Annotated in this window: 18 protein-coding genes; 7 read left to right on the top strand and 11 right to left on the bottom strand. The window is 42.6% G+C overall.

Annotated elements, in window-relative coordinates; all coding sequences use genetic code 11:
- From C505_RS0108775 to C505_RS0108785, 3 genes are read left to right on the top strand one after another with little or no spacing between them, the layout of a single operon-like run.
- Complete coding sequence (locus C505_RS0108775; RefSeq protein ID WP_018692232.1) at positions 1 to 1,755, top strand: HmuY family protein; 1,755 nt, start codon at positions 1 to 3, stop codon at positions 1,753 to 1,755.
- On the top strand, positions 1,752 to 2,351 hold the full coding sequence (locus tag C505_RS0108780) for a PDZ domain-containing protein (protein ID WP_018692233.1): 600 nt from the start codon (positions 1,752 to 1,754) through the stop codon (positions 2,349 to 2,351). Before C505_RS0108775 ends, C505_RS0108780 begins: the two co-directional genes overlap by 4 nt.
- Before the next feature lie 11 nt (positions 2,352 to 2,362).
- On the top strand, positions 2,363 to 3,475 hold the full coding sequence (locus tag C505_RS0108785) for an HmuY family protein (RefSeq protein ID WP_018692234.1): 1,113 nt from the start codon (positions 2,363 to 2,365) through the stop codon (positions 3,473 to 3,475).
- 110 nt (positions 3,476 to 3,585) lie between these two features.
- Here C505_RS0108785 and C505_RS0108790 read toward each other — a convergent pair whose 3' ends face one another.
- Positions 3,586 to 4,053 (bottom strand): GNAT family N-acetyltransferase, encoded by a 468-nt coding sequence (locus C505_RS0108790; RefSeq protein WP_018692235.1) that lies wholly within the window; start codon positions 4,051 to 4,053, stop codon positions 3,586 to 3,588.
- 154 nt (positions 4,054 to 4,207) lie between these two features.
- Here C505_RS0108790 and C505_RS0108795 point away from each other — a divergent pair, with 154 nt between their 5' ends.
- Positions 4,208 to 4,456, top strand: a complete 249-nt coding sequence (locus C505_RS0108795; protein ID WP_018692236.1) for a YkgJ family cysteine cluster protein — start codon at positions 4,208 to 4,210, stop codon at positions 4,454 to 4,456.
- Positions 4,457 to 4,482: 26 nt separating this feature from the next.
- Here C505_RS0108795 and hemE read toward each other — a convergent pair whose 3' ends face one another.
- Positions 4,483 to 5,553, bottom strand: coding sequence for a uroporphyrinogen decarboxylase (gene hemE, locus C505_RS0108800; protein WP_018692237.1), 1,071 nt, complete (start codon positions 5,551 to 5,553; stop codon positions 4,483 to 4,485).
- 381 nt (positions 5,554 to 5,934) lie between these two features.
- On the bottom strand, positions 5,935 to 6,753 hold the full coding sequence (nudC, locus tag C505_RS0108805) for an NAD(+) diphosphatase (RefSeq protein WP_018692238.1): 819 nt from the start codon (positions 6,751 to 6,753) through the stop codon (positions 5,935 to 5,937).
- A 157-nt stretch (positions 6,754 to 6,910) separates the two neighbouring features.
- Between nudC and C505_RS0108810 the strand changes: the two genes are divergently transcribed.
- On the top strand, positions 6,911 to 7,381 hold the full coding sequence (locus tag C505_RS0108810; RefSeq protein ID WP_018692239.1) for an Rsd/AlgQ family anti-sigma factor: 471 nt from the start codon (positions 6,911 to 6,913) through the stop codon (positions 7,379 to 7,381).
- A 47-nt stretch (positions 7,382 to 7,428) separates the two neighbouring features.
- Here the strand turns inward: C505_RS0108810 and C505_RS0108815 are convergent, their stop codons facing one another.
- The 3 genes from C505_RS0108815 to C505_RS0108825 form a co-directional block, all read right to left on the bottom strand.
- Positions 7,429 to 10,248 carry a M16 family metallopeptidase gene (locus C505_RS0108815; RefSeq protein WP_018692240.1) on the bottom strand — a complete coding sequence of 940 codons (2,820 nt, stop codon included), beginning with the start codon at positions 10,246 to 10,248 and terminating at the stop codon, positions 7,429 to 7,431.
- A 181-nt stretch (positions 10,249 to 10,429) separates the two neighbouring features.
- A complete protein-coding gene (locus tag C505_RS0108820) occupies positions 10,430 to 14,386 on the bottom strand; it encodes a S8 family serine peptidase (protein WP_018692241.1) in 3,957 nt (1,318 codons plus the stop codon).
- A gap of 593 nt (positions 14,387 to 14,979) precedes the next feature.
- Positions 14,980 to 15,414 (bottom strand): hypothetical protein, encoded by a 435-nt coding sequence (locus tag C505_RS0108825; protein WP_157368926.1) that lies wholly within the window; start codon positions 15,412 to 15,414, stop codon positions 14,980 to 14,982.
- Between the two features lie 466 nt (positions 15,415 to 15,880).
- On the opposite strand from C505_RS0108825, the gene C505_RS0108830 reads away from it, so the two are divergent.
- Complete coding sequence (locus tag C505_RS0108830; RefSeq protein ID WP_018692243.1) at positions 15,881 to 18,073, top strand: winged helix-turn-helix domain-containing protein; 2,193 nt, start codon at positions 15,881 to 15,883, stop codon at positions 18,071 to 18,073.
- Between the two features lie 55 nt (positions 18,074 to 18,128).
- Here the strand turns inward: C505_RS0108830 and hemL are convergent, their stop codons facing one another.
- From hemL to C505_RS0108850, 4 genes are all read right to left on the bottom strand, one after another.
- On the bottom strand, positions 18,129 to 19,412 hold the full coding sequence (gene hemL / locus C505_RS0108835) for a glutamate-1-semialdehyde 2,1-aminomutase (RefSeq protein WP_018692244.1): 1,284 nt from the start codon (positions 19,410 to 19,412) through the stop codon (positions 18,129 to 18,131).
- 28 nt (positions 19,413 to 19,440) lie between these two features.
- Positions 19,441 to 20,448 carry an aspartate carbamoyltransferase gene (locus tag C505_RS0108840; protein WP_018692245.1) on the bottom strand — a complete coding sequence of 336 codons (1,008 nt, stop codon included), beginning with the start codon at positions 20,446 to 20,448 and terminating at the stop codon, positions 19,441 to 19,443.
- A 145-nt stretch (positions 20,449 to 20,593) separates the two neighbouring features.
- On the bottom strand, positions 20,594 to 21,034 hold the full coding sequence (locus C505_RS0108845) for a CopD family protein (protein WP_026317841.1): 441 nt from the start codon (positions 21,032 to 21,034) through the stop codon (positions 20,594 to 20,596).
- 15 nt (positions 21,035 to 21,049) lie between these two features.
- Positions 21,050 to 22,741 carry a chloride channel protein gene (locus C505_RS0108850; RefSeq protein WP_018692247.1) on the bottom strand — a complete coding sequence of 564 codons (1,692 nt, stop codon included), beginning with the start codon at positions 22,739 to 22,741 and terminating at the stop codon, positions 21,050 to 21,052.
- Between the two features lie 73 nt (positions 22,742 to 22,814).
- Between C505_RS0108850 and C505_RS0108855 the strand changes: the two genes are divergently transcribed.
- Positions 22,815 to 23,567 (top strand): DUF6776 family protein, encoded by a 753-nt coding sequence (locus C505_RS0108855; protein ID WP_018692248.1) that lies wholly within the window; start codon positions 22,815 to 22,817, stop codon positions 23,565 to 23,567.
- Positions 23,568 to 23,617: 50 nt separating this feature from the next.
- Here the strand turns inward: C505_RS0108855 and C505_RS0108860 are convergent, their stop codons facing one another.
- Positions 23,618 to 24,373, bottom strand: a complete 756-nt coding sequence (locus C505_RS0108860; RefSeq protein ID WP_018692249.1) for a substrate-binding periplasmic protein — start codon at positions 24,371 to 24,373, stop codon at positions 23,618 to 23,620.
- Between the last annotated feature and the right edge of the window lies 1 nt (position 24,374).

The following is a 24,374-nucleotide window of genomic DNA, read 5'->3' on the forward strand; positions in this document are numbered from 1 at the left end:
ATGAACATTAGACAAACACTATGTGTCCTAGCATCGGTGACGCTCCTTGCTGCCTGCAATGGCTCCACCCCCGATGTCGGCAGTGAGCAAGATCAGCAAACACAAACGCTTGAAAAATTTAATGTTTCGGTGTCACTTAAAGATGTTGAAATAGTTGAGCAACATAGCCTTGAACTTAATCCTGTTATTGCAAAGGATGAACGTATTCAAGGATATTCTTGGAAACAGCTTGGTGATAACCCCACAGTAAAGCTCATACTTGAAAATACAGACCAGCTCAATGTAAAAATCTCAGCACCTGAGATCGACTTTCTTACTGCAGTACCGGTTCAATTACAACTCACCGTAAAGGGACCAAGAAACTCTGAGGTCAAAAAGAAAGTCAACGTTGTCGTTCATCCAATATATCAAATTTCGGTAAAGGTAAACGAAGATACAATCACTTATGTCGATCTGAAAAATCAGAAAACATACGCTCCTAGCGATATTAACCCTGATGAAACCAAGTGGCATATTGCTTTTCGAGGTAATAACATCATTATGAATGGTGGAACATCAGGTTCTGGACAAGTAAAAGGAGAATTGATACCTAACTCTGCACAACGTCCTAAAAACTCATTTTTAAATATTGACCAAGACACAATCAATCAATTAGAAATGAAGGAAGATCGCTATTTACCAGCACTCAGAATGGATCAGCTGTTATTAGGTGACTGGTGGATGCTCTATGGAAATACAAATCACATCGTCGCTCCTGATATTGATAACAATGGTGTCCGTATAACGAACTACACAGCGACTCAGCTCTCCCAAGACATAGGAGTCCATATTGGAGACTTATCAGGTCAAGATCTTGGAGAGTTTCCTCAAGCAGTAACCCCTTTATTCTCTCAAAAGACTGAACTTATACCAAACTTAACTTTATTTCGTATAAAATCACTTAATGAAGCTGAGCAAACACTATCCATTGAATCAAAATCACAGATTTTTTCTCCAGATCCTGGGTATATTGAGCAATTAAAAGGCATTTTTCATGGCCATTTAACTTTTTTCTCTCAATACGACCATGTTTCTAATCAACGGCTTCCTTTTAGCCAAATTGAAAGCAAACCTTTCAACATCAAACTTCCTACACGAGGCAATAAATTGTGTTATTCACTCGCCTATCAGATTGAAGTGGATTGTGAAACTGATCGTTCAGTTTCAGCTCAGGATAGGCTCTCTGTTGATATCAATGGTCAACAAGGACTCAATTCTACTCAAGAAAAAGAATACCTTTTACCTTTATTAGAAGAAGGTCGGTATCCATTCCTTCATGGGTATGGTTGGGATTTTGTCATCTCAAACGAAGAAGGGAATTATCAGATATGGCTCAATTCAGGTGGTTCTTACCTTGCCTATCAATACCAAAAGATATCAACTGAGCCAGAGATCGGTAAATTCTTTCCATGGGGAGCACCACATGGCAATGGTACTGTACGAGTACTCGGCCCAATTCAGGACGAAGCACTTTCAGAATATGATGCAGGCCTAACGAATAAAGAAATCTTTATTCAAAATAAAGCCTCAAAAGAGGATAACTTCTTTATTAAAATGACAAGTGATAAGTCTGGGTACCTCGACAAATATGCCGTACAAGCATTCAATACCTATCTATTCAAGGATGAAAACAACCTGTACAAGCTTCAGATCACACATATCGATAAAAAATCCAATATTTCATTCCGATATAGTAAAGCTGGGGCCAGCTTATGATGCGCCTTCTCGTTATTGCGGGCTTACTTCTCACTATCTTAGGCCTCATTATGCTCAATCAAAGCCAAGATCCCGAGAAGAGTCCAGTTCTTCATGACAAGGTGAAACCAAAAACTTTTTCACATAATGATACTGTTCAAGCTCAAGCAGAAGAAATTCTTTCCAACAGTAATTCAGAAGGGGCTAATCCTACTATAGTGAGCAACCCAGAGCCTGTTCTTATTGACTTTCGAAACGACAAAAATCGTAAAGAGCAACTGACACTCATAAAATATGCAGTAGTCCATGAACACAAAGATATGACTCAGTGGCTTGACTTAAGGGCTGACATGGATCATGGCCAACTCAATGGCATGATTGTCGACTATGGCATTGAAAAGAAATGGCTCTACTGGCTTGGATTCCAACCAGGTGATCGGATTATTGAAGTCAATCATATGCCCTTAAATGATCTAGGTACAGCAGAACAAATCTTGATGGAATTGGTTCAGCAACAAGAAATACAGTTATCAGTTCAAAGAAAAGGGAAACAAATCCAGATTCTCTTTGCTCTGAACAATCTACCTGCCGATTTATCTTCGGCACAACAACAATAAAGGAAATACGCATGTTAAAAATGACACTATCTGCGATTGCGCTTTCTGTTCTTTCAGCCACATCAACTGCAGCAACAATGACAATTGATGCAACTGATGCGGATGAGTTTGCCTATGTCAATCTTTCTTCTGGGCAGGAAACAAATGCAAATGGTACATGGCATGTTGCGTTTAGCAAAACTAAAGTAAAAATCAACGACCCTCTGAATGGAAATGGAAATGTAAAAGCTGCACTCGCTGCAACACCAAGCGGTTTTTATTCAAACGGGCAGGCAAACCAGTCTCGCTTCGTAAATGCAACACCTTCTTCAGAGTCAGGGGTTTATAATAGCATCACCTCAGGCAACGGCTTGAACTATGTACAAAGTGTGCCTACACCTGCGATTAAAACAAACGATTGGCTATCAAATGGGCGTATTAACTCACAAAACTGGTGGGTTGTTCGGTCAAGCGATGGCACCGATCAAGGAAGTGCAAGCTCTGGAAGACGTTTTGCTAAATTTCATGTAACACAGCTAAGCAGTAATTCAGTCACTCTAGAGTATGCTTGGCACTCCAATCCAAATGGGAACAGTTTTGGCTCATTAAAGTCAATTTCTGCAACGGTGAATAACGCTGGAACATGTATTGATTTTGATGGAAGAAAGCCTTTTTGGGGAAGCTACCCAGGAACAGCTAGAACTGTCGCTTGTACTGACTCTACATGGGATCTCAAGTTAACCAAGAAAAATGGCCAATTCCAACTATGGACAAATAGTGGTGTTGAGAATGCAGGTTCAGGTTTAGGTAAAGCACTTGGTCCTATCGATAACGCAAAGGCACTTGCGATGACGAATGGTAAGCAAGATGCAAACACTGGGCGTGATATTACAAGTTATTACAAAGCTGATAGTGTGGAAGCGAGCCTTTTCACTACAAATAAATGGTATCACTACACTGCATTTAACACGAGCGGCGGCGCAAGCATGCACTCTGTTTACTCTAACTACCGTGTTTTTGTGATCCGTGATGCAGCCAAAGGGAAAGATTATAAGTTGCAAATCATGAGCTACTATAATGGCACACCAAGCATGTTTAATGGCACGGCTGGTACCATTACTTTCCGCTACGATGCGTTGAACTAATCTCAAAAGTGATTGCTTAGACTCAATCCATTCTTCTCTTTGAGAGAACAAGGCCGGAAGTTGCAGTTCCGGCCTTCTTTGGCTGCATCATCGCAGTGTAACAAACCCGCTTAATAAAAATCCAGACACATGAGCTGGCTGGGTTGATTGTCTTTATTCACTTCCTTCTCAATACGCCAGCCAAATCGTTGATAATATTCAACATGCTCCATTGTTGCTAAGTACAAGGTTTGTGTGCCTATATCTGCTGCGTGATCGGTGGCGATCTGTAATAGTGCTGCGCCGATCCCCTGCCCGCGCATCTCATCTGTCACATATAAACCACCAAGCACGAGGATCTCGCCTGTTTCTTCATCCAGCGTGTCTCTTTGCAGTGCAACACTTCCTATAACTTTGCCACCAGCTAAGGCCAGCCACATGATGGGAACTGTATTCTCCACCGCAAAATATTGCTGAAAGTAAGACTGGTATTGAGATAACGGCGTCTCAGACGCTATTCCCCATTGTTGATAATGCCACAGCGCTACTGTGTTTAAATAGCTGGAAGCTTGAAATGCTGGTCGAATAATCAGGTCCATGAAATCGCTCTTTACTTGTACACCTTCACGAATACATCTTCACGAATACGTCTTTTATTTAGCCGAATTCTGCCATGAAAATCAAATCGATTCTTTTTTGTTCAGCCAAAGTTTGGTATATTCCTCGCTCATTTGCGAGAGATGAGAAGATATTGTGGAGTGTCGTTTAGGTTGTGGTGCCTGTTGTATTGCACCAAGTATTTCCAGCCCAATCCCTGGTATGCCTGAAGGGAAAAAAGCGGGTGAGCGGTGTATTCAACTGGATGAAAACAATTTATGTAAGCTTTTTGGAAAGCCGGAACGACCCAAAGTATGCGGATTATTTAAGCCTTGCCCGGATGTTTGTGGGCATACGCAACAAGAAGCCATCACGCTCATCACAGAGCTGGAGCAGCTCACTTAGCTGCCCCATAGAGTCCACAAAGCCAGTTACTCTGGCGTATGGTACGCTTGGCTCAGGTCATGAACTGCGTCAATAAAGACTTTCGCATGCTCCGGATCAACATCAGGTGTGATCCCGTGGCCGAGGTTAAAGACATGGCCAGTGCCATAGCCGTACCCATCTAAGATCATCTGGACTTCTTGTTGAATGCGCTCAGGTGGTGCATGTAGAACCGCAGGATCCATATTGCCTTGCAACGCAACCTTATCCCCAACGCGTTTGCGTGCGTCATGGATATTCATCGTCCAGTCGAGGCCAATCGCATCACAGCCTGTATCCGCAATTGCTTCCAGCCATAGACCACCATTTTTGGTAAACAGTGTGACCGGAACTTTGCGGCCATCCGCTTCACGGGTTAAGCCTTCAACGATTTGCTGCATATACCCTAACGAATACTCTTTATAGTCGCGGTGAGACAGCACACCACCCCATGTATCAAAGATCATAACAGACTGAGCACCCGCAGCAATCTGCGCATTTAAGTAAAGCGTCACAGCGTCAGCAAGTTTGCTCAGTAGTAGATGCAGTGCTTCTGGCTCTTGATAGGCCATCGTCTTAATTTTGGTGAACGTCTTGCTGCTGCCCCCTTCAACCATATAAGTTGCAAGCGTCCAAGGGCTGCCTGAGAATCCAATTAAAGGCACATCACCATTGAGGGCTTTGCGGATGGTTCTAACTGCATCCATGACGTAACCAAGCTCTTGCTCTGGATCGGGCACTGGTAATGCAGCAATATCCATAAAGTCTTTGAGTGGTCTTTCAAAACGAGGCCCTTCGCCCTCTTCGAAATAGAGACCCAAGCCCATCGCATCCGGGATTGTCAAAATATCACTAAACAGGATTGCTGCGTCCAAAGGATAACGACGCAATGGTTGAAGCGTCACTTCACATGCCAGCTCCGGATTTTTACATAGCGACATAAAATCACCCGCCTGGGCACGCACTTCACGATATTCTGGAAGATAGCGACCAGCCTGACGCATCATCCAGATTGGCGTACGGTCAACAGGTTCCTTGAGTAATGCTCTAAGATAGCGATCATTCTTCAATTCGGCCATTGGGATTCCTCGTTTTATTCATCATTCAGCAAAACACGGCAAGCTTTGGGTGAGATACGCTGAATATAGCCATTTTTTTCGGGCGTTTATTGTAGCATAGAGTGTTGTCCTCTGATGTCACTCAAATCAAACAAATCCTGTTGAAAATCGGCAAGATGCATATTTATTTATTTTTTTGAATGGCACGTATTTTCTGGGGTGTACCGAAAAGATAGAGTTCCAACACTAAAATAGGTGTTGCAACCTTTTTTCGTATTTGCTATAACTTCTTTCGCGCTAGTGAAGAACTACAACACAAAGAAGCTCGGTACACGGGCCCTCTATGCACTTAAACACCTTCGGCCACTCCTTGGAGTGGCCTTTTATTTTCTGAATAACCATTCACCTTCTATTCGACCTACACTGACTTTTCTTTTTGATTTCATGAATGATCCGTCCCGAAATGCTCACATTTGAAGGGTGATTTGGCAGGTCATTTAATGCAAACCAGGCCGCTTCTTCAATTTCACCCGGCTGAGGAACGATCTCTCCAGAGACATAGTCTGCGGTAAATCCAATCATTAATGAATGAGGGAAAGGCCAAGGCTGAGAGCCAAAGTAACGAATATTCCTGACCGTCACGCCGACTTCTTCCATGACTTCTCGCTCTACGGCCTGCTCCAGCGTCTCTCCAGATTCAACAAAGCCAGCCAGTACTGAGAATCGATCTTTCGGGCTATGCGGACCACGCGCCAGTAATATGTCTTTGCCTTTTTGGATCCCGACAATAATGCAAGGTGAGATCCGTGGATAACAGCGATGGTGGCAATGCTCACACAGCGTTGCTAACTCTTCTTCAACCAATGCCATCGCTTGGCCGCATTGTCCACAATACTGATGGGTCAACAAGAATTTATTGACCTGACATGCTCTGGCTGCAAGAAAAAAGAGCTGGTCATCAACTGCGCCTAATAACTGGCGAATATTGACAAAGTGATCGGCCTCATTGGGGGCATGTTGATATTGAATGAGGACACAGGGTAAATCTTCATGATGACCAATGACATGGTGGGGCATATCTTCAAGGCCATCAAGGGGAAGCATATCAATGGAACAACACGGCACACCAGTTGTGCTCTCCCACATCCATATTCGATGATCAATACAGACAAACCACCAAGCTTCCTGACCTTCTGCAACAGATTGACTATGCTGGATCATACTTTCTTCCCTCTTGCTTTCGTCTTGTATTTCAAGGATTTTACTATTTCATGAGCAGAAGAGCTATAATAGCAATACGCCTTTTTAGGACGTTCCTATTTGCGGTGAATTAGGATATGATAATTCAGCAATGAGCATCCCAGGCAGGAGACTACATATGCTTTCAAAATTAGAAAAAGCACAGCAACGGTGGGGAGGCGCAAATGCCACCATTGATGCTTGGCTCACTGAGAGGCAGGACGTACTCGTCCGATATTGTCAGCTTGCTGGCATCTCCAAAAACGGACAATCCCTGCACTCTGCACCGACACAATCCGATATACAAGCTTTTTGCCAAATCCTTGTTGATTATATCTCCGCAGGTCACTTCGAGGTCTATGATCAAATGCTTGAGCAGTCTAAACCTGACAAAATCTGCGATCTCAAACAGGACATTTACCCCAAGATATCTGCAACAACTGACTTGGCCTTAGACTTTAACGACAAATATGCGGAGTTAAAGCAAGAGGATGTGCTGGAAAACTTCGATCTCGATCTTTCCCAGTTAGGACAAACTTTAGAGCTGCGGTTTTCACTGGAAGATCAACTGATTGACTCGTTAATGACAAAACAATCCGAGCCCCAGTAATCAGACATCCCCTGGGATCAACAACACGACTGGAGTAATAAGGATCTTTACTTCAGCTGTGCGGGCGATAAAACCGCTTCAATCTGCCTGCCTTGCACAAGAAATGCCTCAGCATATCCAGCCACCTGCTCGATAGACAATCCTTCCACCCGCTGAGGGTATTGATTGAGCTGCTGCCAGTCTGCGCCAAGCAAGTCTAACGTTAATAAACTATTGAGCCACCAGTCCGGGCGTTGTTTTAAGGCTTCACGCTCCAATACCGCTCTTTTCTTTTCATCATCCAAAACAATCATCGGGAAAGAAGCAGAGCGAATATTTGAAATCACCGTTTTAGCCGCTTGGATCAATTCCTGCTGCCGTGCTGGATCACAGACAAACGAGATATGAAACTGGACGTGCGGCTCAGGAATAAGACTCACCTGATAGGTTACATCGTGGCTGTAAATTCCTTTTCGCTTATCACGCAGCTCTGTTCTGAGCTGCCTGATCAGGATGTGTTCTAAGTGATCCATCCCTTCGATATCTTTCAAAGACAATTGCTCTGGGCTGACGCTAAAGTACAATAGAATAGATGCTTTATCTTCTGTCGCATAATCACGATAAAACTGAAATTGCCCTGACTCAGAAGCTCTCAATATTGGGTCGGGTGTTTTTTCGACATGTCCTTTTGGTAACGGTGCCCAATAGGCAGAAACACTTTCTTTAAGTTTATCCTTATCAATATCACCCACAACCCAGAAAGTCGTTTTATCAGCACCTGCAAAATAGTCGCGGTGCAACGACGAAAAGTCTTTCACCGTCAGTTTTTTCAGTTGCTTTAAATCAATATCTTCGATACCCACTTTTGCGAATTGATTAAATTCATGCATAAAACGCATATGCGGGTTTTGCTTACTTTGCTTATCAAAATACAACATCCGCGTCTTTGCCTGATTCAGCTTTCGCTCTTCAAAACGTGGATTCATCATGGAAAGGTAAGACAGTTGCATTAAAGAATCGAACGAATAACGACTCGCTTGTCCCATAAAGCCACGCATATCCTGATGGAAAAAATACGCAAAATTGAGCTGATGTTTTGCAAGTGCTGCTTTGAGTTCTGTATGTGTTAAATCGCCAACACCGGACTCAAAAGCAAAAGTTGACATATAACTGGCACCAAGGCTCGTCCGCTTATCCAGCGCAGCGCTGCCGCCACGCTTTTCGATTCTGACGTAAATGTAATTTTTATGGCCTTTCTGCTGTTTAAAGAAAACACGGCCGCCGTTACTCATCATCCATTCCCAGGTATCGATTTCTGAATGAAATGTTTCCGAGAGGATCGTGCCGCCTTTTGGTTTTTTCTGGAGAAGCGGTTTTACCGTTGTCGCAGCAATTGCTTTAGTCTCAATCGAAATCGGTTGTTTTGCTGCTCTTGAATACATGCCAATCAAGACACTTTCCGGTACTGGTTTTGCGCTAAAGTGGGCAAGATAAGGTGTAGGCCGAGCTGTCATTTCACGAAATTTCTTATCGATATCTGATTTTTCAAGCCGACGAAAAAACTCCGTCTGTAACTGAAATAACTGTAGCGGGTCTAAATACTGCTGAAGTGAGAGTGAATCCCAAACAAGATTTTGTGCTAATAAAGCAGAGGTGCGGTCTCCCCGGGAATTATAAGCACCAATAATATGCAATAAACTCGCTTGTAAATACTGGGTGATATCCCGCTCTTCAAACCCTTGGCCTTGTATATGGGTGAGCAAAGACACCACATGCTGCAATGCAACTTCCTGCTTCCCTTCCAAAGCTGACAGATCAATACGCAAAAACTTCTGACCGCTTTGGAGCTGATGAATTTGTGAATGCAATGAAATAATACTCTCTGGGTGGTGCTCAGCGAGCTGATTCAAACGGTTTTGAAGGAGTTGCTGTACCACAGTTTGCAAAAACAGCTGCTGGTATCCGCCAAATGTAAATAAATCAGGTCCAGACAAGGGATACAGCAATTGGAAGAACTCGCCCACAATGAGTGGATCAGCAATATTCAATGCAGGTGTGTCACTCAGTGCCTTTATATCACTTTGCTGCTTGCGAGGAGAAGAAGCTGTGTTCTTCATTGATGAAAATGTTCCCCTTACTTTCTCAAACATCTTGTCGGCCTGAATATCACCAACAATCATCAAATGCATATTCTGCGGTTGATACCAGGTTTGATAAAAGGCTTTTAATTTCTCAGGTGTTGCTTGTGCAATGCTGTGACCTGTACCAAGGGGGGTTTTCTGGGTGTATAACGAATCCGGTTGCAGCCAGTGAAGATAAGCTCGTTGAACACGATCCTGAAGTGTATTACGAAAACGCCTTTCTTCCATGATGGTCGCTTTCTCTGATTCAACTCTATCAGGTGCGAATGTAATTTCAGTCGCCCAGTCACGTAAGATGGCAATTGCGGTTTCTAGAAGTTCATCCTCGGCAGAAATCGATAAATGATAGATCGTATGTTCGTAACCCGTGAAAGCATTCGTGTGTGTCCCAAAGTCACCGCCGATCTGGTGAATAAACTCAGTGATTTTATCTTGTGGGAAGTGAGTCGTCCCCTGAAACGCCAGATGCTCAATGAAATGGGCATACCCAGCATGGGCGAGATCTTCTTGATTCGCGCCAACTTTGACGAGCAACCGCAACTCAACGAAGTCCGAAGGTTTCTCATGGGGGGCCAATGAGATATTCATACCATTCTCCAGCTGGTGATGAATAATATCCTTCGATTTTGGCAACGGCGACTGTTGGGTCAGATGTGTAAAAGGTTGATTTACCTGACGCTCCTGAAGCGTCGTACAGCTTGTGATTAAAAATAAGATCCCACAAAACAAACAACGGAATAACGACATCTACAATACTTCATGAAAATACGACTATCTACCTACACTAGTCTTGGATGTCTACTTTCACAAGCGAGTGAGATAGAAAAGTACCGGTTTCATATTTGGAATATTGGCTTGACTCAAGAATGAAAAAGAGCTGCCGAAGCAGCTCTTGTTGAGGGTAATAGATTGGTTGGTTCTATCTTTTTTATGAACCGAATAAACCAGAGAAAAAGTCATTAATTTTATCTGTAATCGATTTTTTCACTTTTACAGCAAGTGATTGCTCCGATGTATTCCCTTCTTCATCAGACACAGAGACGATAACACGATATTGACCTGCTTCAGGCTTTCTCGTCAGAGTGATATTTCCGCTTGCATCGATTGCGAATAAATCACTACCTGATAAGCTAAACGTTAATGCTGGGGCATCAGCAAGTTTTGATTCAGCTGTGACTGTAGCAACATGCTGGCCTGCTTTTGCATTTGTTTTTAGCTCAGCAAGAACAGGGAGATCAACCGTCGGTGTTTCATCGATATCCTTCACTGTCACCGTCACTTGAGCGGCTGCTTCCAAGTTAAGGCTATCCACTACGGTTACATTGAGCGTGTGTGTTTCTTCTGTCTCGAAATCAAGACGAGATTTCAGTGACAATGTACCGTCTTTAGCCAATGAGAACAACGCATGGTCAGCCATCTTGAAAGATACGATTGTCGCCCCCCTCTCAGAAGCCTTCGCCGTTAGCTGTGCAACCACTGCGCCTTGGCCAACAACGGCTTCTTTGACTTCAAATTTAAGCTCGCTTGTGAATTCTGGTTTCTCGTCATCCGCATTGGATACTTCGACTTCGATCATCGCCGCTCGAGAAGCCACGCCATTATTGTGTGCAATCACACCAGCATGTAGCTTTTTCGTTGTATCCGCGTCCAATTCACCTGTGACATAGATTTTACCTGATGTATTGATGCCCAGCCCTTTCACTTCATCAACAAATGAGAACACGGCACCATCAACATCATTTTCATTGGCCAATTCAACCTGGCCAACTAAAGTACCTTTTGCTGCTGCTTCAGAAACTGTGAACTTCTGGCCTGATGTGATTTGCGGTTGTGTTGGATTGTTTTCGAACGCAATCACTTGAGTTGCCTGACTTTTCGATGCCAAGATCACGCCGTTTGCAACACCATCCGTATCCATCGTCATTGTTTCGTTCGCGCCTAAGCTACGAATACCGCGTCCAGTGTCATTCGCTGAAGCTGATTGTGTTGCAACCTTGCCTTTCGTCGGCGCAATCACTGCTGTTGCAACCACTTCATCCGCTTTACCCGTTGGACGGAAGTGACCAAACTCATGCTCAGCACGGTAGCGTAAGTCAATCGACTTATTCAGATCAGAGACAGACATATTGATGCTGCTCAGACACTGAACCAATGTGATCACATTGTTGCCCGTCGCATGGATAAACTCCCCTTTCCCATCAATTGATAACTTATCGAATGGACGGCTGATGGTGATTGGGTAAGTCACATCTTCATCTTTTTCATGCTCATCTTGATAATATTGCCATGTGTAGTCATACGCGCCATCACGGTTTGTATCGATATCCACAGAGAAGTGCGCCAGGTGTGGGTGAATGACAGATTTGTCCATCACAAAGCTTGCCTGAGCAACCAAGGAAGAGCCACCACAAACAGGTGCTGCCGGATCATCTGCGTATACATCGAATGCAACGGCACGAATATCCTGTTCTTGCATGATGTCCTGCGGATCAGCAGAAAGTAAATTTAGCGGCACAAACTGAGCATCAAGGCCATTTGTATTCTTCAAGGTGATCTGATGTGCATTCGCAGCCGTTTCAACCGTATTCACGTCAATCAGCGCTTTTGGTTGTGGTAATGCGTGATACACTAGGTGAATTGCTTCTTTCTGTTCACCTGATGCTTTTAGGATGATTGCACCATCAAGCTCTGAGTCTGTCAGATTTGCATGGTAGCCATCAAATACATCAGTCGCATTTTTGGTCGAATCCAGTTTCCACTCCGGGAGTTTTGTTGGATCGATGACGAATGTCACTTCAAATTCAGCTTCACCTTTCGCAGGAATCGTGATTTCTGAAGTGTTGAACGTCACCTGGACGCGGTCTTTATCATTGGCAAATCGATGTTCTGAAGATAAGTCATATACTTTGTCAGTATTGGCGTAGTTTTTCACAACAACCGTACGTGTCAGCGTCTTCGTATCAGAAACAGCAAAGTGACCGAGTGAAATCGCAGCTTGCTCATTCGATTTATCCCATGCAACAATCTCAGACGCAATGGCTTTATCAACGTCAATCAAACCACTACCGATCAGGGATATAGGCGCAAGTTCTGCATTTGGATTTTTCTCAAGTGGTTCTGCGTGGATATTTAAGTTTGCTGTATTCATGAGAACAGCTTTGAGTTCCATCGCTTTTCGGCTTGGGTATTTTTCACGAAGTAAGCTTATTGCGCCGGAGACAATTGGCGTCGCCATAGACGTACCATTCTTACGCACCAACTCGTCACCAGAGCCAACTTTCGCTGCCAAAATATTACTGCCGGGTGCTGCAATTTCTGGCTTCAGCATGCCATCGGTTGAAGGGCCACGCGATGTAAAGTCTGACGCTGCACCAACGGTATTGTAAGCATCGAACTCAAATGCGTAAGTTAAAGCTTCATTGTTCCATGCCGCTAAGCGTAATTTATCACCGTCTTCTTTAGAAATACCGACAGAAGGGATTGTAATACCCGCAGAGTCACCACTCATCACAACAAAACCATCATCAGCTTTATTATTCGAAATAATGACAAATGCAGCACCTTTATCTTGTGCATGTTTTACTTTATCAACAAACGCACAAACGCCACGATCAAGTAGAACTGCTTTTCCTGTAAAATCAATATCATCTGCGAAAGGTACACAAGCCGTGTTATTGTCAGATGGGATCACAAGTGGTGCATCAACATCTGAAATTGTTAATGCTTTGACTGGATTGAAACTCGCTGGGTAATACTCAGCTTTTGCACCAATGACTTCCCCTTTGACACGGTTGGCTTCTTCATAGTTCGGGTGTGTTAAGGAGGCTACAGACAACGCACTTGGAATGGTCGAAGGTGCAGAAACGATAAATGGAACATTCGCACTGTTACCAGCAGCAATGACCGTATTGATACCAATTTGTTTCCCTAAATCAACCGCGGATTTGATCTGAGGTGAGTAAATACCGTAGTTAATACCAAGGGACATGTTGATGACATTCACGTGGTCAGTAATCGACTTATCTTGATTCGGATCCATTGAACGCAAAATTGCTTTGAACTGCTCAAAAGTACCGCAACCTTGATTACAAACACGATATGCATATAGTTCTACTTCGGGTGCGATACCTGTTACATCATGCGCGACATGGGTACCATGACCACCCAGATCAATCGGGTCTGGGTCAGGTGTATCAATGACCTTGTTATCGCCAGCGAAGTCATATCCATCAACGACTTGCCCAATTGGCCAAGCTGGGATATCAGCTAAGTCTGATTTGGCGTCTTTATATGCTGCAACAGTACCTGCTCCGCCAAAAACTTTGTGTGTGTAGTCAATACCAGAGTCAAGAACCGCAACTTTAACACCATTCCCTTTTAGATCTTGGTCATTTCTGACTTTTGTTGCATTGATATATTCAGAGCTTTCTTCAACAAAGATTTTTGCATCAAAAAGCGGATGCAACTTTTTCACAAGTGGGTGATTATTGAGTGACTGAAGTTTTTGGTAATCAGATTTAACAAGCAGGCCATTCGTCAATACATTTGTTCTCGTGAGAACACGTGCATCAGCGTCTAGTTCTTTAATTGCTTGTTCAACTTGTAACTGAGAGTTTTCAACCATAGAAAGTGAGTTTAAATCACTTCCACTCATTATCATTGCTACGCTTAAAGACTCACCATCGATCTCAACGAAATATCCTGCAGGCTCCATTTGTGCATTCTCAGCGGCTGTTGCCGGGCGTTTTGAGACTGGTTTTGCATCAAAGAGTTTCGTTAAAGAAGAGGTTTCAAATTGCTCATTTTCGCTTGCTGATACTTGGGTTGTCATCGCAGTTGCTACTGCTGTCGCTAGCACAGATTTATAAAAATAGTTTTTATTCACTTCGATTACTCCACATTCCTATATGTTATCTTTTTAATTCTTTTTTTAGAATGAATATGCTTTTTCTCCAGCACTTGCCGGACACATTATTACCACATAATTTATTAAATATGTAATATTTCTCATTAGAAATGACTAAAAAAACTCATGGATGAACCTTTTTTAGGGAATGATTCAATAAAAAGAATGAAACATAATGAGCTATACAAGATCTATGAAAGCAAATACAAAAAATTAAACCAATTCACTAATTTATTGAAATGTTCTGAATAAATAACACAAAGTACAGCGACAAATACTCCTGTCAAAAAACATGCAAAAGCACGTTATTCCTACATTATGGGACCCATAATAGAAACAAACCCAGTTTATATAAGTATTCAAAGTGTTTTATGGAACAATATGAATAGAGTATTCATAAAAAGATATGATAAAAATGCTTTATTTAAGCAAAATGGATGATATTGAATATTTAAGAAGAAAAAAATCAGCTAGCATACAAGATGAAGTGTTTTCAGCTTAAAATATTTGTGAGTATGTCATGAAGTCACACGACTAGAGCAATGAAACCCATAATCGTGTGATCAGATTGATTAAAGGCAGTTTGACTGGGGCTGTGCTTCAGAATATTGTTCGACAATCTTGAGGCGCCCCTGTGCATTCGGCTCAACAACCAAAAAATATCCATTATCCCAATAACACTTACTCTCTGAGTATCGTTTCGCTTTGATCTTATACTTTTTACCCTGAGGTTGAACTTTCACCTCAGTATAGGTAAAGGTGTCTTTATGCTTCTTCTTTAAAGGAAGTAGCTTGTGCATTCGCTTTTTCCACTTTTGTCCACTCAACTTTGTTGAACGCACAAGCCCATGCGGATAACGGCGATAAGACATGATCATCGCTTTATCTTCATACATATCCAGTAGCGCCGGATCAAAACGATTCGACAACTTTACTAATTGTTGGAAAAAGGCCTCAGGTGTTTCTTTTGCACTAGCTAACCCTATGGGAGGTAGTATGAAAAACACACAAAATAATAAATTTCTAAACATTCTAACTACAAAATAATTATTTACATTACTTATACACTTCTTCAGCATTCTATCACGTTACATATCAATTTCTGTATTCTCTTTTCGTATAGGTTTTGGCTAAATAAGAACAAAATATATGTTTTAAAATCGGTACTCAAATATGCCTCCGCGTCATTAAAACTGTACAAGACATTGAAATATAATGACTATATGATTATTTTTTGTCTCGAATACTGAGAAATCAGAATTGATTTCTCAGTAGATTTTAGTAAAATTCCTGATCCGACTTTCTAAGTAAAAAGTCGTTAGACTGTTTTAGTACATTCATCATGGACCAACCAACATGTCCCGATGATTGAGATTAGTAAACAGGGGATGGATATCATTTGATACACCCTTCCAAACTTCATGGGTCAGTTGACTGACTTGATTTTCATAGAAAAGATAGATAACGGACTCTATGTGTCATCCTTCGGCAACGCTGTACTTAAAAGTTGGGGAACACCTATTTGACCCGGACGCTGGTCAGCTTTTGCTTTTCCAGTCGGGAGAAATTGAACCTGAGGTGAAGGTTCTGGAGCCTTTGATCCTTGAGCTATTACAGTATTTTATTCACCACCGCGGTGAAGTGGTATCCAAGGATCAGCTTGCAAAAGATGTATGGAAAGAAGGCGTCGCCTCTGACGCAGCAATTATGCGTGCGATTGGCTTTTTGCGAAAAGTACTGGGTGACTCACATAAGACGTCTGAATATTTAAAAACTATCCCCAAAAAAGGTTACTGTTTTATTGCGCCCGTTCTTCAGACACCAGAAATGTTGCAGATGGGTCCAAAACAAGAAAGAGAGACGCAGAAAACACAAGCAATACAATCAACCCAGCCACCTTTTTCCCTTCAAAAAACAAATGCCAATCAATCACCACGTATTCCCAACCATTTACGTTTTCGGCTCACAACGGCAACCCTCATACCTCTTGGCATATGCTTGTGTTTATTTGTTTTATTTCAAATACACCACACATTGACGTCATCTCATTTATTGAAAACTAAACCAACACAGTTGACCGCAAAACAAGGCCTTATTCGATATCCTGCCATTTCTCCGAACGGCAGAGAGCTCCTGTATTGTTTTCAAATGAAATCTCAAGATTCCTATAGTTTGTTTCATACACGTATGGATGGCATGACAAACGAATTAATCACACGCTATGGTGCTGCCCCACAATGGCGAGATGCAGACAGCTTCGCTTATTTTCAGTCCCACCCCAAAAAAGGATGTCAAATCATGCTCGCCCAGCGCAATGCTGAACATTGGCAAATCCATCCGATTACCCCTTGTGCTTTGAGCTCCTCTGAAGCAAGTATGGACTGGACGGAGGATAAAGATTCTCTTTACTTTGTCAGTCACCCAGATGGTTTATCTCACAAACCAATTGCAATCTATCAGTACGATATGGATGAAAATGAAACGAAACAACTGACAAAGCCTCCAGAACATTCTATGGGTGACGTTTTGTTTCAAAAGCATCCGCAGAACAATGATTTCATCTTTATTCGTCAACTGGATAATAACCATACAAAAATATTTGCTTATCATGCGACATTACAACAGGCACGATTCATTCAGCATCACCTCGGGCAGCCAATAAAGAGTTTACAATGGTTGAATGACAATGAAGTTGTGCTGATACTCAAGTCCGGCGTCGTCAAAAAATTAGACATCAACCAAGGGCACTGGCTGGATATTGAGACTATTGCTCACCCTTATCTTGAGTTTTCCACACACGATAAACATTTAATCGCAATCCGGGCATTAAAGCATTCCAGCCAGATCTTGCAGCTCCAAAATCCATTTGAGGAAGATGCGCATCATATGAGCCCGATGATTGCAACAACACGCTGGTTGCAAAGCCCTGTTCTATCCTCGGATCGAGATAACCTGCTCTACCTTTCGAGCCAAAACGGTGTGCCGCAGTTATGGCGAAATACAGGTTCGCATTATCAAAAAATATCAAGCTGGGAGAATGCTCACGAGGTTCTAGATTTGATTTGGTATGACGAAGATACCGTCCTGATTAATATGGATGGCAATCTGCGCTTATTTGATCTCAAGACCGAACAATTCACCAATCAACCTTGGCAAACGACACTGGCGGTTCACCCGACCTGGCTCCCTGATTCTCAGCAATTATATTATCAACAGTGGCAAGAGAATCAGTGGCAACTCATTCAATATGATGTGTCAAATAATCAGATCAACACGCTCTATGAAGACATTTCATCATATGCAATCTCTTCTTCAGGAAAAGAAGTATTTATCACATACCCAGGTGAAGCACATATCCATCGCTTCAAAATCGGTCAACGCTCTCCTTCAACAATCATGGATATCAAGTTACCGATTCAATTCGGTGACAATGCACATATCACCCAAAACCACCTGTATTATTTAGACACACAAGCTGAATTCAGTACTTTATATCAATTGGATCTCAACAATGGAAAGACAAAAGCACGCAAAATTGTACAGCGACAATTACACGAAGGATTTTTCATTTCTCGTGATGAAAAAACGTTGATATTTACTCGAAATGAATTAGAAGAAAGTGAGCTCGTGCGCTTAAGCCGAAACGGCTTAACCCATTTAAAGTAAACAGGTTGAGAGTAAGCTGGCTGACGGAAAGCCAACCAACTTACCTGAGTACAAATTACAACTTGGCAAAACAGCGATGTGCTGCTTCGATGGTTTTTTCGATATCTTCATCTGAATGCGCTTGTGAAACAAAACCCGCCTCAAAGGCTGATGGTGCAAGATATACTCCCTCTTCCAACATCAAATGGAAGAATGTTTTGAAACGCTCAACATCACACTCCGTCACTTGCGAATAGCGCGACACATTGTCTTCTGTCGTAAAGAAAAAGCCAAACATACCGCCGACAACGCTGGTTGAGAGTGGAATACCAGTTTCTTTCGCAGCGGATTGAAAACCTTCGCACAACTTCGTCGCTTTTCTTTCTAGCTCATCATACATACCTGGGTTATCAGCAAGGATCGTCAACGCCTTTAAGCCCGCAGCCATCGCGACTGGGTTTCCAGAAAGGGTTCCCGCTTGATATACAGGTCCAACAGGCGCAAGATAATCCATGATCTCAGACTTTCCACCAAATGCCCCCACAGGCATGCCAGCACCAATCACCTTTCCAAGGCAAGTCATATCCGGCTGAATATTGTAATACCCCTGTGCGCCACCAAGCGAAACTCGGAATCCCGTCATGACTTCATCAAAAATCAGTACTGCGCCGAATTCATCACATAACGCACGAAGTCCTTCTAAAAATCCAGGTACTGGTGGAATACAGTTCATATTCCCAGCGACAGGCTCCACAATGATACAAGCAACATCTTCTGGATGTGCTTCAAACAGATGGCGAACACTCTCTAAATTGTTAAATTCTGCTGTCAATGTGTGCTTCGCGACATCTTCTGGGATCCCCGGCGAGCTCGGGACACCCATCGTCAATGCACCAGAACCCGCTTTCACTAACAAACTATCCGCATGACCATGATAACAACCTTCAAACTTCAGCAATTTTTGTCTGCCCGTATAGCCTCGCGCTAGACGGATGGCAGACATGGTTGCTTCTGTTCCAGAGTTGACCATGCGTACTTTTTCGATTGACGGTACAATTTCTCGGACCTTGTTCGCCATCGCAACTTCGATCTCAGTTGGCGCACCATAGCTTAGCCCTTTTTCAACCGCTTCAATCACAGCATTTTTGATTTCTGAGTGGTTGTGACCGAGGATCATCGGTCCCCAGGAGCCAACATAATCGATATAAGAATTGTCATCCGCGTCAATAATGGTTGCACCTTGCGCATGTTTAATAAATTTCGGCGTGCCACCTACACCGTTAAAAGCACGAACAGGTGAATTGACACCACCAGGGATCGACGCTTTCGCTTGTTCAAATAATTGATTAGACTGGCTCATTTTATTACTCTTCAATTAGTCAATTCGGTTATTTTTGTGAATACCAAGGCACATCATATTCGTAATCTGCAACCTTATTTTCAACCCCAAGTGTCATCGCGAACAACGCCATCCGGATCAAGACACCATTATCTGCCTGACGGAAAATTGCCAGATTTGGGTGTTCATTCAAATCATTATCTAGCTCATTCGCCTCACTACGAGAATCACGAGGTAGCGGATGCATGATCACAGTGTTTGATTTGAAGTGCGTTGAGAAAATTTCATGATTTAAGCGGAATTGGCCACGATACCGATCGGCTTCTTCCTGCGTTGGAAAACGCTCTTCCTGGATCCGGGTTTGATACACGATATCTGCCCCAATTTGTCCATCAATTTTATTTTTGATTTCAATTTGAGCATGATGATCGGTAAGTAAATCTACAATCTCTTTTGGCATGGATAATTCATCTGGTGCGACGAGTGTCACTTTCAAATCACGATATAAACAAAGTAACTTGGATAATGAATGAACCGTACGGCCATACTTGAGATCTCCGACCATCGCAATATGCATTCCATCAATAGATCGGTCATACACAGCTAACTCTTTCTGAATGGTAAACAGATCCAATAATGCTTGTGTTGGATGCTCATTCGCACCATCTCCACCATTGATCACAGGAACACGACTTCCTGTTGCAAACTCTGCCACTGAGCCACTCTCCGGGTGACGCATCGCAATCACATCCGAATAAGAAGAAATCATGCGGCCGGTATCATATAGCGACTCTCCCTTAGCAAGGGCTGACATTTGCATCCCAGTTGTTCCGCGTACCTGCCCACCCAATAGATTAAAAGCACAGCCAAAACTGACCCGAGTTCGCGTGCTTGGCTCAAAAAATAAGTTTCCTAAGATTGCACCATCAAGTACTTTTGTTCTTTTTTGACGCTGTGCATAAGGGGCCATCCGGTGTGCAACTTCGAAAATGCGTTCTACAGCATCGCGATCAAACTGTTTGACCGACAGAATATGAGAACCGAGAAAATCAGTCATGAGCGTTACCTTGAGGAATGCAGAAAAATTCGCGGGGAATAATAGCAAAAAAAGTGGACAGGATCATGGTTGATCATCCTTAGAAAACTATTGTCCAACTCGACCACCCGTGTAGGGGAACTTAGCCCCTACCACGATCAATTGCTTATATAGCGATCACAGGTTTCATGACTGCAAGTAACACGATTGCGAGTAATAGCAACACAGGCAGTTCATTAAATATCCGATAAAATCTGGATGAACGCTTATTTCTATTTTCTTTGAAGTCTTTCAATAATTTAAAACAATAGCCATGGTAAACATACAGGAGGATCACAAAAACAAACTTCACATGGAGCCAGAGGCTAAATCGAAACCAATCTCGCCCGTATATCATGATAACCAACAAGCCAAACACAATGGTCAGAATGGCAAATGGCGTGACAAAATAAAGCAACCGCCGTTCCATAATTTTAAACTGTTCAGACACTGCGGCTTCTGCAGTTTCTGCGTGGTATACAAATAGTCTTGGTAAATAAAATATCCCTGCAAACCAGGCTACCATGAAAAAAATATGGAGCGCTTTAAACAATAATACCCAACTCATCGCCATGCTCTTTTTTTATAGGAAAGAATGATGTTTTGTGATCCGGTTACGGAGTTGATCCCAGCGGATCAAACCAACAAAGTTTTCTATCTCTTGGTCATAGATATAGACGGCACCGTCTCGCTTTTGCTGAAGTAACTCAAAGGCTTCTGCCAATGTGGATTGAACACTGATCCCAATGAGCGGCCAGTATTTGATCCCATGTTCACCCGAAATACTCGATGAGACATCATAATACGCCAAACGATACTCGCTGCCCACTTCATATCGGTCTTTGATAATCAAATATTGATTTTCCCCCAGTGAATCAAGGTTACGCTTGATTTGTGCTTCAATCGGGTTTTCAAGAATTTTAACATTTTCTTCCATCTCAGCGATCACGCAAATACGCTGCAGCGCGTCTTTCACGGGAGGCACTTCATAAGAGAGTTTCTGATAATCCAATTGCTGCAAAAAAATCGAACGATTTTTAAAAACCTGAGCCGCACAAACATAGGCACTGACGATCACAATCATTGCTGGTACAGTCAGCTCCGGGTTATAAGTCAGCTCAATCACCGCCACTAAGGCTGCCAATGGTGCATGCAACGTAGCTGCCATTAAACCAGCTAACCCCAATAATGCGTAAGAACCCGCAACTTCAACTGGCACATCAAATCCCAGCACAAGCACGGTTGATAATAGAGTGCCAATAAGAACGCCAATCCCGAAGAGTGGCCCTAATAATCCGCCCGGAACACCAAGCCCAATCGCAAAGAGGGTCGCAATTAATTTCCCGCCCAAAATCATCAATAAAAAGGAGATATCTGTTGGAGAACTCACGGCAAAATGAATTGCACTTGCTTCTGCACCCATTGCATGTGGGATCACAATCCCAACCACTGCGGTGATCACAGCAGCAAGCATTAAGCGAGGAAACATCCCAAGCCACCGAAAACCTTGAATGATCGCCATGAGTGTCCGGTTAAAGCCATAAGCAATCGCGCCAATCACTAAGCCACAAATGGCGATATATGGATAGTGCCAAAATGAAAGATCATAAAAGGTGATCCGTGCCATCTCATGGAGATCGCCAAAAACGAGTTGTGTTGCCAATGCACCAACCACGGATGCAAGCATAATTGGTACGAAGACATGGATCTTATATTCTCTCAGTACCACTTCCATCACAAAAACAACCGCCGCAAGCGGTGTATTAAATGAAGCAGAAATACCCGCAGCGATACCACATCCAGACAGTGTCCGAATCGCATTATAAGGAAGTTGTAACTTCAGGCCGAGATAGCTGCTTCCTGCTGCACCAATGTGAACCGACGGCCCTTCTCGGCCCACAGAAAACCCAGATGATAACGAAATAACACTTCCGAAAAACTGGTTCAACGTATTACGGATTGGCATTAATCCATAACGTGTTTTCATCCGATGGATGACAAGGGGTATCCCCATCCGATAATGTCGAAAGCCCGTGAAGTAAGCAAACAAACCAATCAAGAGCGCTCCGGTAATGGGTAGCACAAATCGCACCCAAGCGTTCATTTCAACAAAATTATCAAATTGAGGCGTGAATAATGATTGGGTTTTGATTATGATGAGCCGCAATAATATAATCAGCGTCGCTGCAAACAGACCACCCAACATGCCTAACAGACACATCTGAAAGGTTGTTCTCGGCTCAGCTAATACACGTTGTAATGATTCTCGCTTCATTTTTTAACGCTTTAACCTTTCATGTTGATTGCGCAACAGGCGAGACTGATAGAGATTAGTTACGGAAATTTTTATGAAGTCAGTGCAAACAAATTTGCACCTATTGTTTTCAAAAATAGGATTATCACGAGACAGCTTAACACGAATAGGAAAAATTGATCCAAGCGCTTTGATTTTTATTTGTGTTGTTTTTAGCATCGGTGTTTGCGTGGGCCTTTTCGATATTTTTCGTCAATCTGTACCAGTCTACCAACAACAGGAAGAATTTGAAGCACTGCAACAGCGATTGCAGGAAAAAAGCAATATGCTGGCTTTTATCAAAACTGAGCTTGAAGTTGAGCGAATGACATCGATGGCGTTGAAAAACAAAATGAGCGAACTGATTGCAGAAAACCAGCAACAAATCAAAGAACTCAGTATCTACCAAAAAGTCATGGCCCCTGAGCTGGAAAAGGAAGGGATCTTTGTCGAATCATTTTTGATTACCCCAATTGATCAATCAAAAAGAAATTATCGATACGAATTGGTATTGATGCAAAAAGCTAAACGCCGCCGATTCCAATCTGGTAAGGTCATATTGACACTATCTGGCAAGCGTGATGACAAACCTATCCGCTACCGACTCCATGACCTCAACCCGGACTCTACCAAAATCCAAACCTACAAATTTAAATATTTTCAGGCATTCGAAGGCAAAATTAAATTACCTGAATCTTTTGAGGTCGATATGGTTCAAATCCGAATTATGCCAAAAAAGAAAGGTCCAGCTTCTCTGTTTAATTTGAACTGGCAAAATCTACTGACGGAAGTCAACAGTACAATTTAAATCCTGAATACCTTATTGTGAGCTGCTAAAAAGAATCATCAAACGATACTCTATTGAGCGTTCAGGTACTCTTGATACTGTTTATCAACTTCACCATCGGCAATCATTTTCGATAGGGCTTGATTAAAGTCTTTCCTTAATTGCCTATGCTGATGCGCTGATGCTTTAAAGAGGACATGATAAGATTTTTTAAGGATTGGTTTGGTATGGATCTGAATGATTTTTAAATCTGCTCGCGTAAACTCATCCTCTAACAATCGAATACCAACGACTTTATCCATAATGACGGCATCAAGGCGCTTTCGAAGCAATTTTTGAATATTTTGATGCTCACTTTTTACTCTATCAATACGCACTAACCCGGACTTTTCAGCTTTTTCAATATCAACGCCATAGTCATAACCAATATGGCCACCGATTCGGTATTTTTCTAAGTCCTGAATCGTTTCCCAATGAAAGTCGCTGCCAGCAAGATAAAAAAAGACTTCAAAGGTATTTAAAACAGAGTCTGTGAATAAAAACTTACCGGCCCTCTCTGGAGATTGAGACCAAACCAAGGTGCCATCATATTTAGGATTTTGATAAGCTTCTGCGTATGCTCTCGCCCAAGACTTAAAAAATTTATACTTCACTTGATAGCCCATTTTTTCAAAAACATTCGTCACAAGCTTCGAGGTAAGGCCGTTATCCGGAAGGGCTTGGCCTAGAAAAGGGGCCCATTCACCATTCGTGAGTACAATTTGTTTTGCAGAAACAGGACTGAATAGGCAGTAAAGCAGTATACACCCCGATAAAATAGGCTTCACA

Source organism: Algicola sagamiensis DSM 14643, from assembly GCF_000374485.1.
Lineage (GTDB): Bacteria > Pseudomonadota > Gammaproteobacteria > Enterobacterales > Alteromonadaceae > Algicola > Algicola sagamiensis.

Coding starts and splice junctions, on each gene's coding strand:
- C505_RS0108780 (WP_018692233.1), top strand. CDS start 1,752: ATGATGCGCCTTCTCGTTATTGCGGGCTTACTTCTCACTATCTTAGGC.
- hemE (WP_018692237.1), bottom strand. CDS start 5,553: ATGGCCGAATTGAAGAATGATCGCTATCTTAGAGCATTACTCAAGGAA.
- C505_RS0108790 (WP_018692235.1), bottom strand. CDS start 4,053: ATGGACCTGATTATTCGACCAGCATTTCAAGCTTCCAGCTATTTAAAC.
- C505_RS0108840 (WP_018692245.1), bottom strand. CDS start 20,448: ATGACTGATTTTCTCGGTTCTCATATTCTGTCGGTCAAACAGTTTGAT.
- C505_RS0108850 (WP_018692247.1), bottom strand. CDS start 22,741: ATGAAGCGAGAATCATTACAACGTGTATTAGCTGAGCCGAGAACAACC.
- C505_RS0108815 (WP_018692240.1), bottom strand. CDS start 10,248: ATGTCGTTATTCCGTTGTTTGTTTTGTGGGATCTTATTTTTAATCACA.
- C505_RS0108810 (WP_018692239.1), top strand. CDS start 6,911: ATGCTTTCAAAATTAGAAAAAGCACAGCAACGGTGGGGAGGCGCAAAT.
- C505_RS0108830 (WP_018692243.1), top strand. CDS start 15,881: ATGTGTCATCCTTCGGCAACGCTGTACTTAAAAGTTGGGGAACACCTA.
- C505_RS0108855 (WP_018692248.1), top strand. CDS start 22,815: ATGAAGTCAGTGCAAACAAATTTGCACCTATTGTTTTCAAAAATAGGA.
- C505_RS0108775 (WP_018692232.1), top strand. CDS start 1: ATGAACATTAGACAAACACTATGTGTCCTAGCATCGGTGACGCTCCTT.
- hemL (WP_018692244.1), bottom strand. CDS start 19,412: ATGAGCCAGTCTAATCAATTATTTGAACAAGCGAAAGCGTCGATCCCT.
- C505_RS0108785 (WP_018692234.1), top strand. CDS start 2,363: ATGTTAAAAATGACACTATCTGCGATTGCGCTTTCTGTTCTTTCAGCC.
- C505_RS0108845 (WP_026317841.1), bottom strand. CDS start 21,034: ATGAGTTGGGTATTATTGTTTAAAGCGCTCCATATTTTTTTCATGGTA.
- nudC (WP_018692238.1), bottom strand. CDS start 6,753: ATGATCCAGCATAGTCAATCTGTTGCAGAAGGTCAGGAAGCTTGGTGG.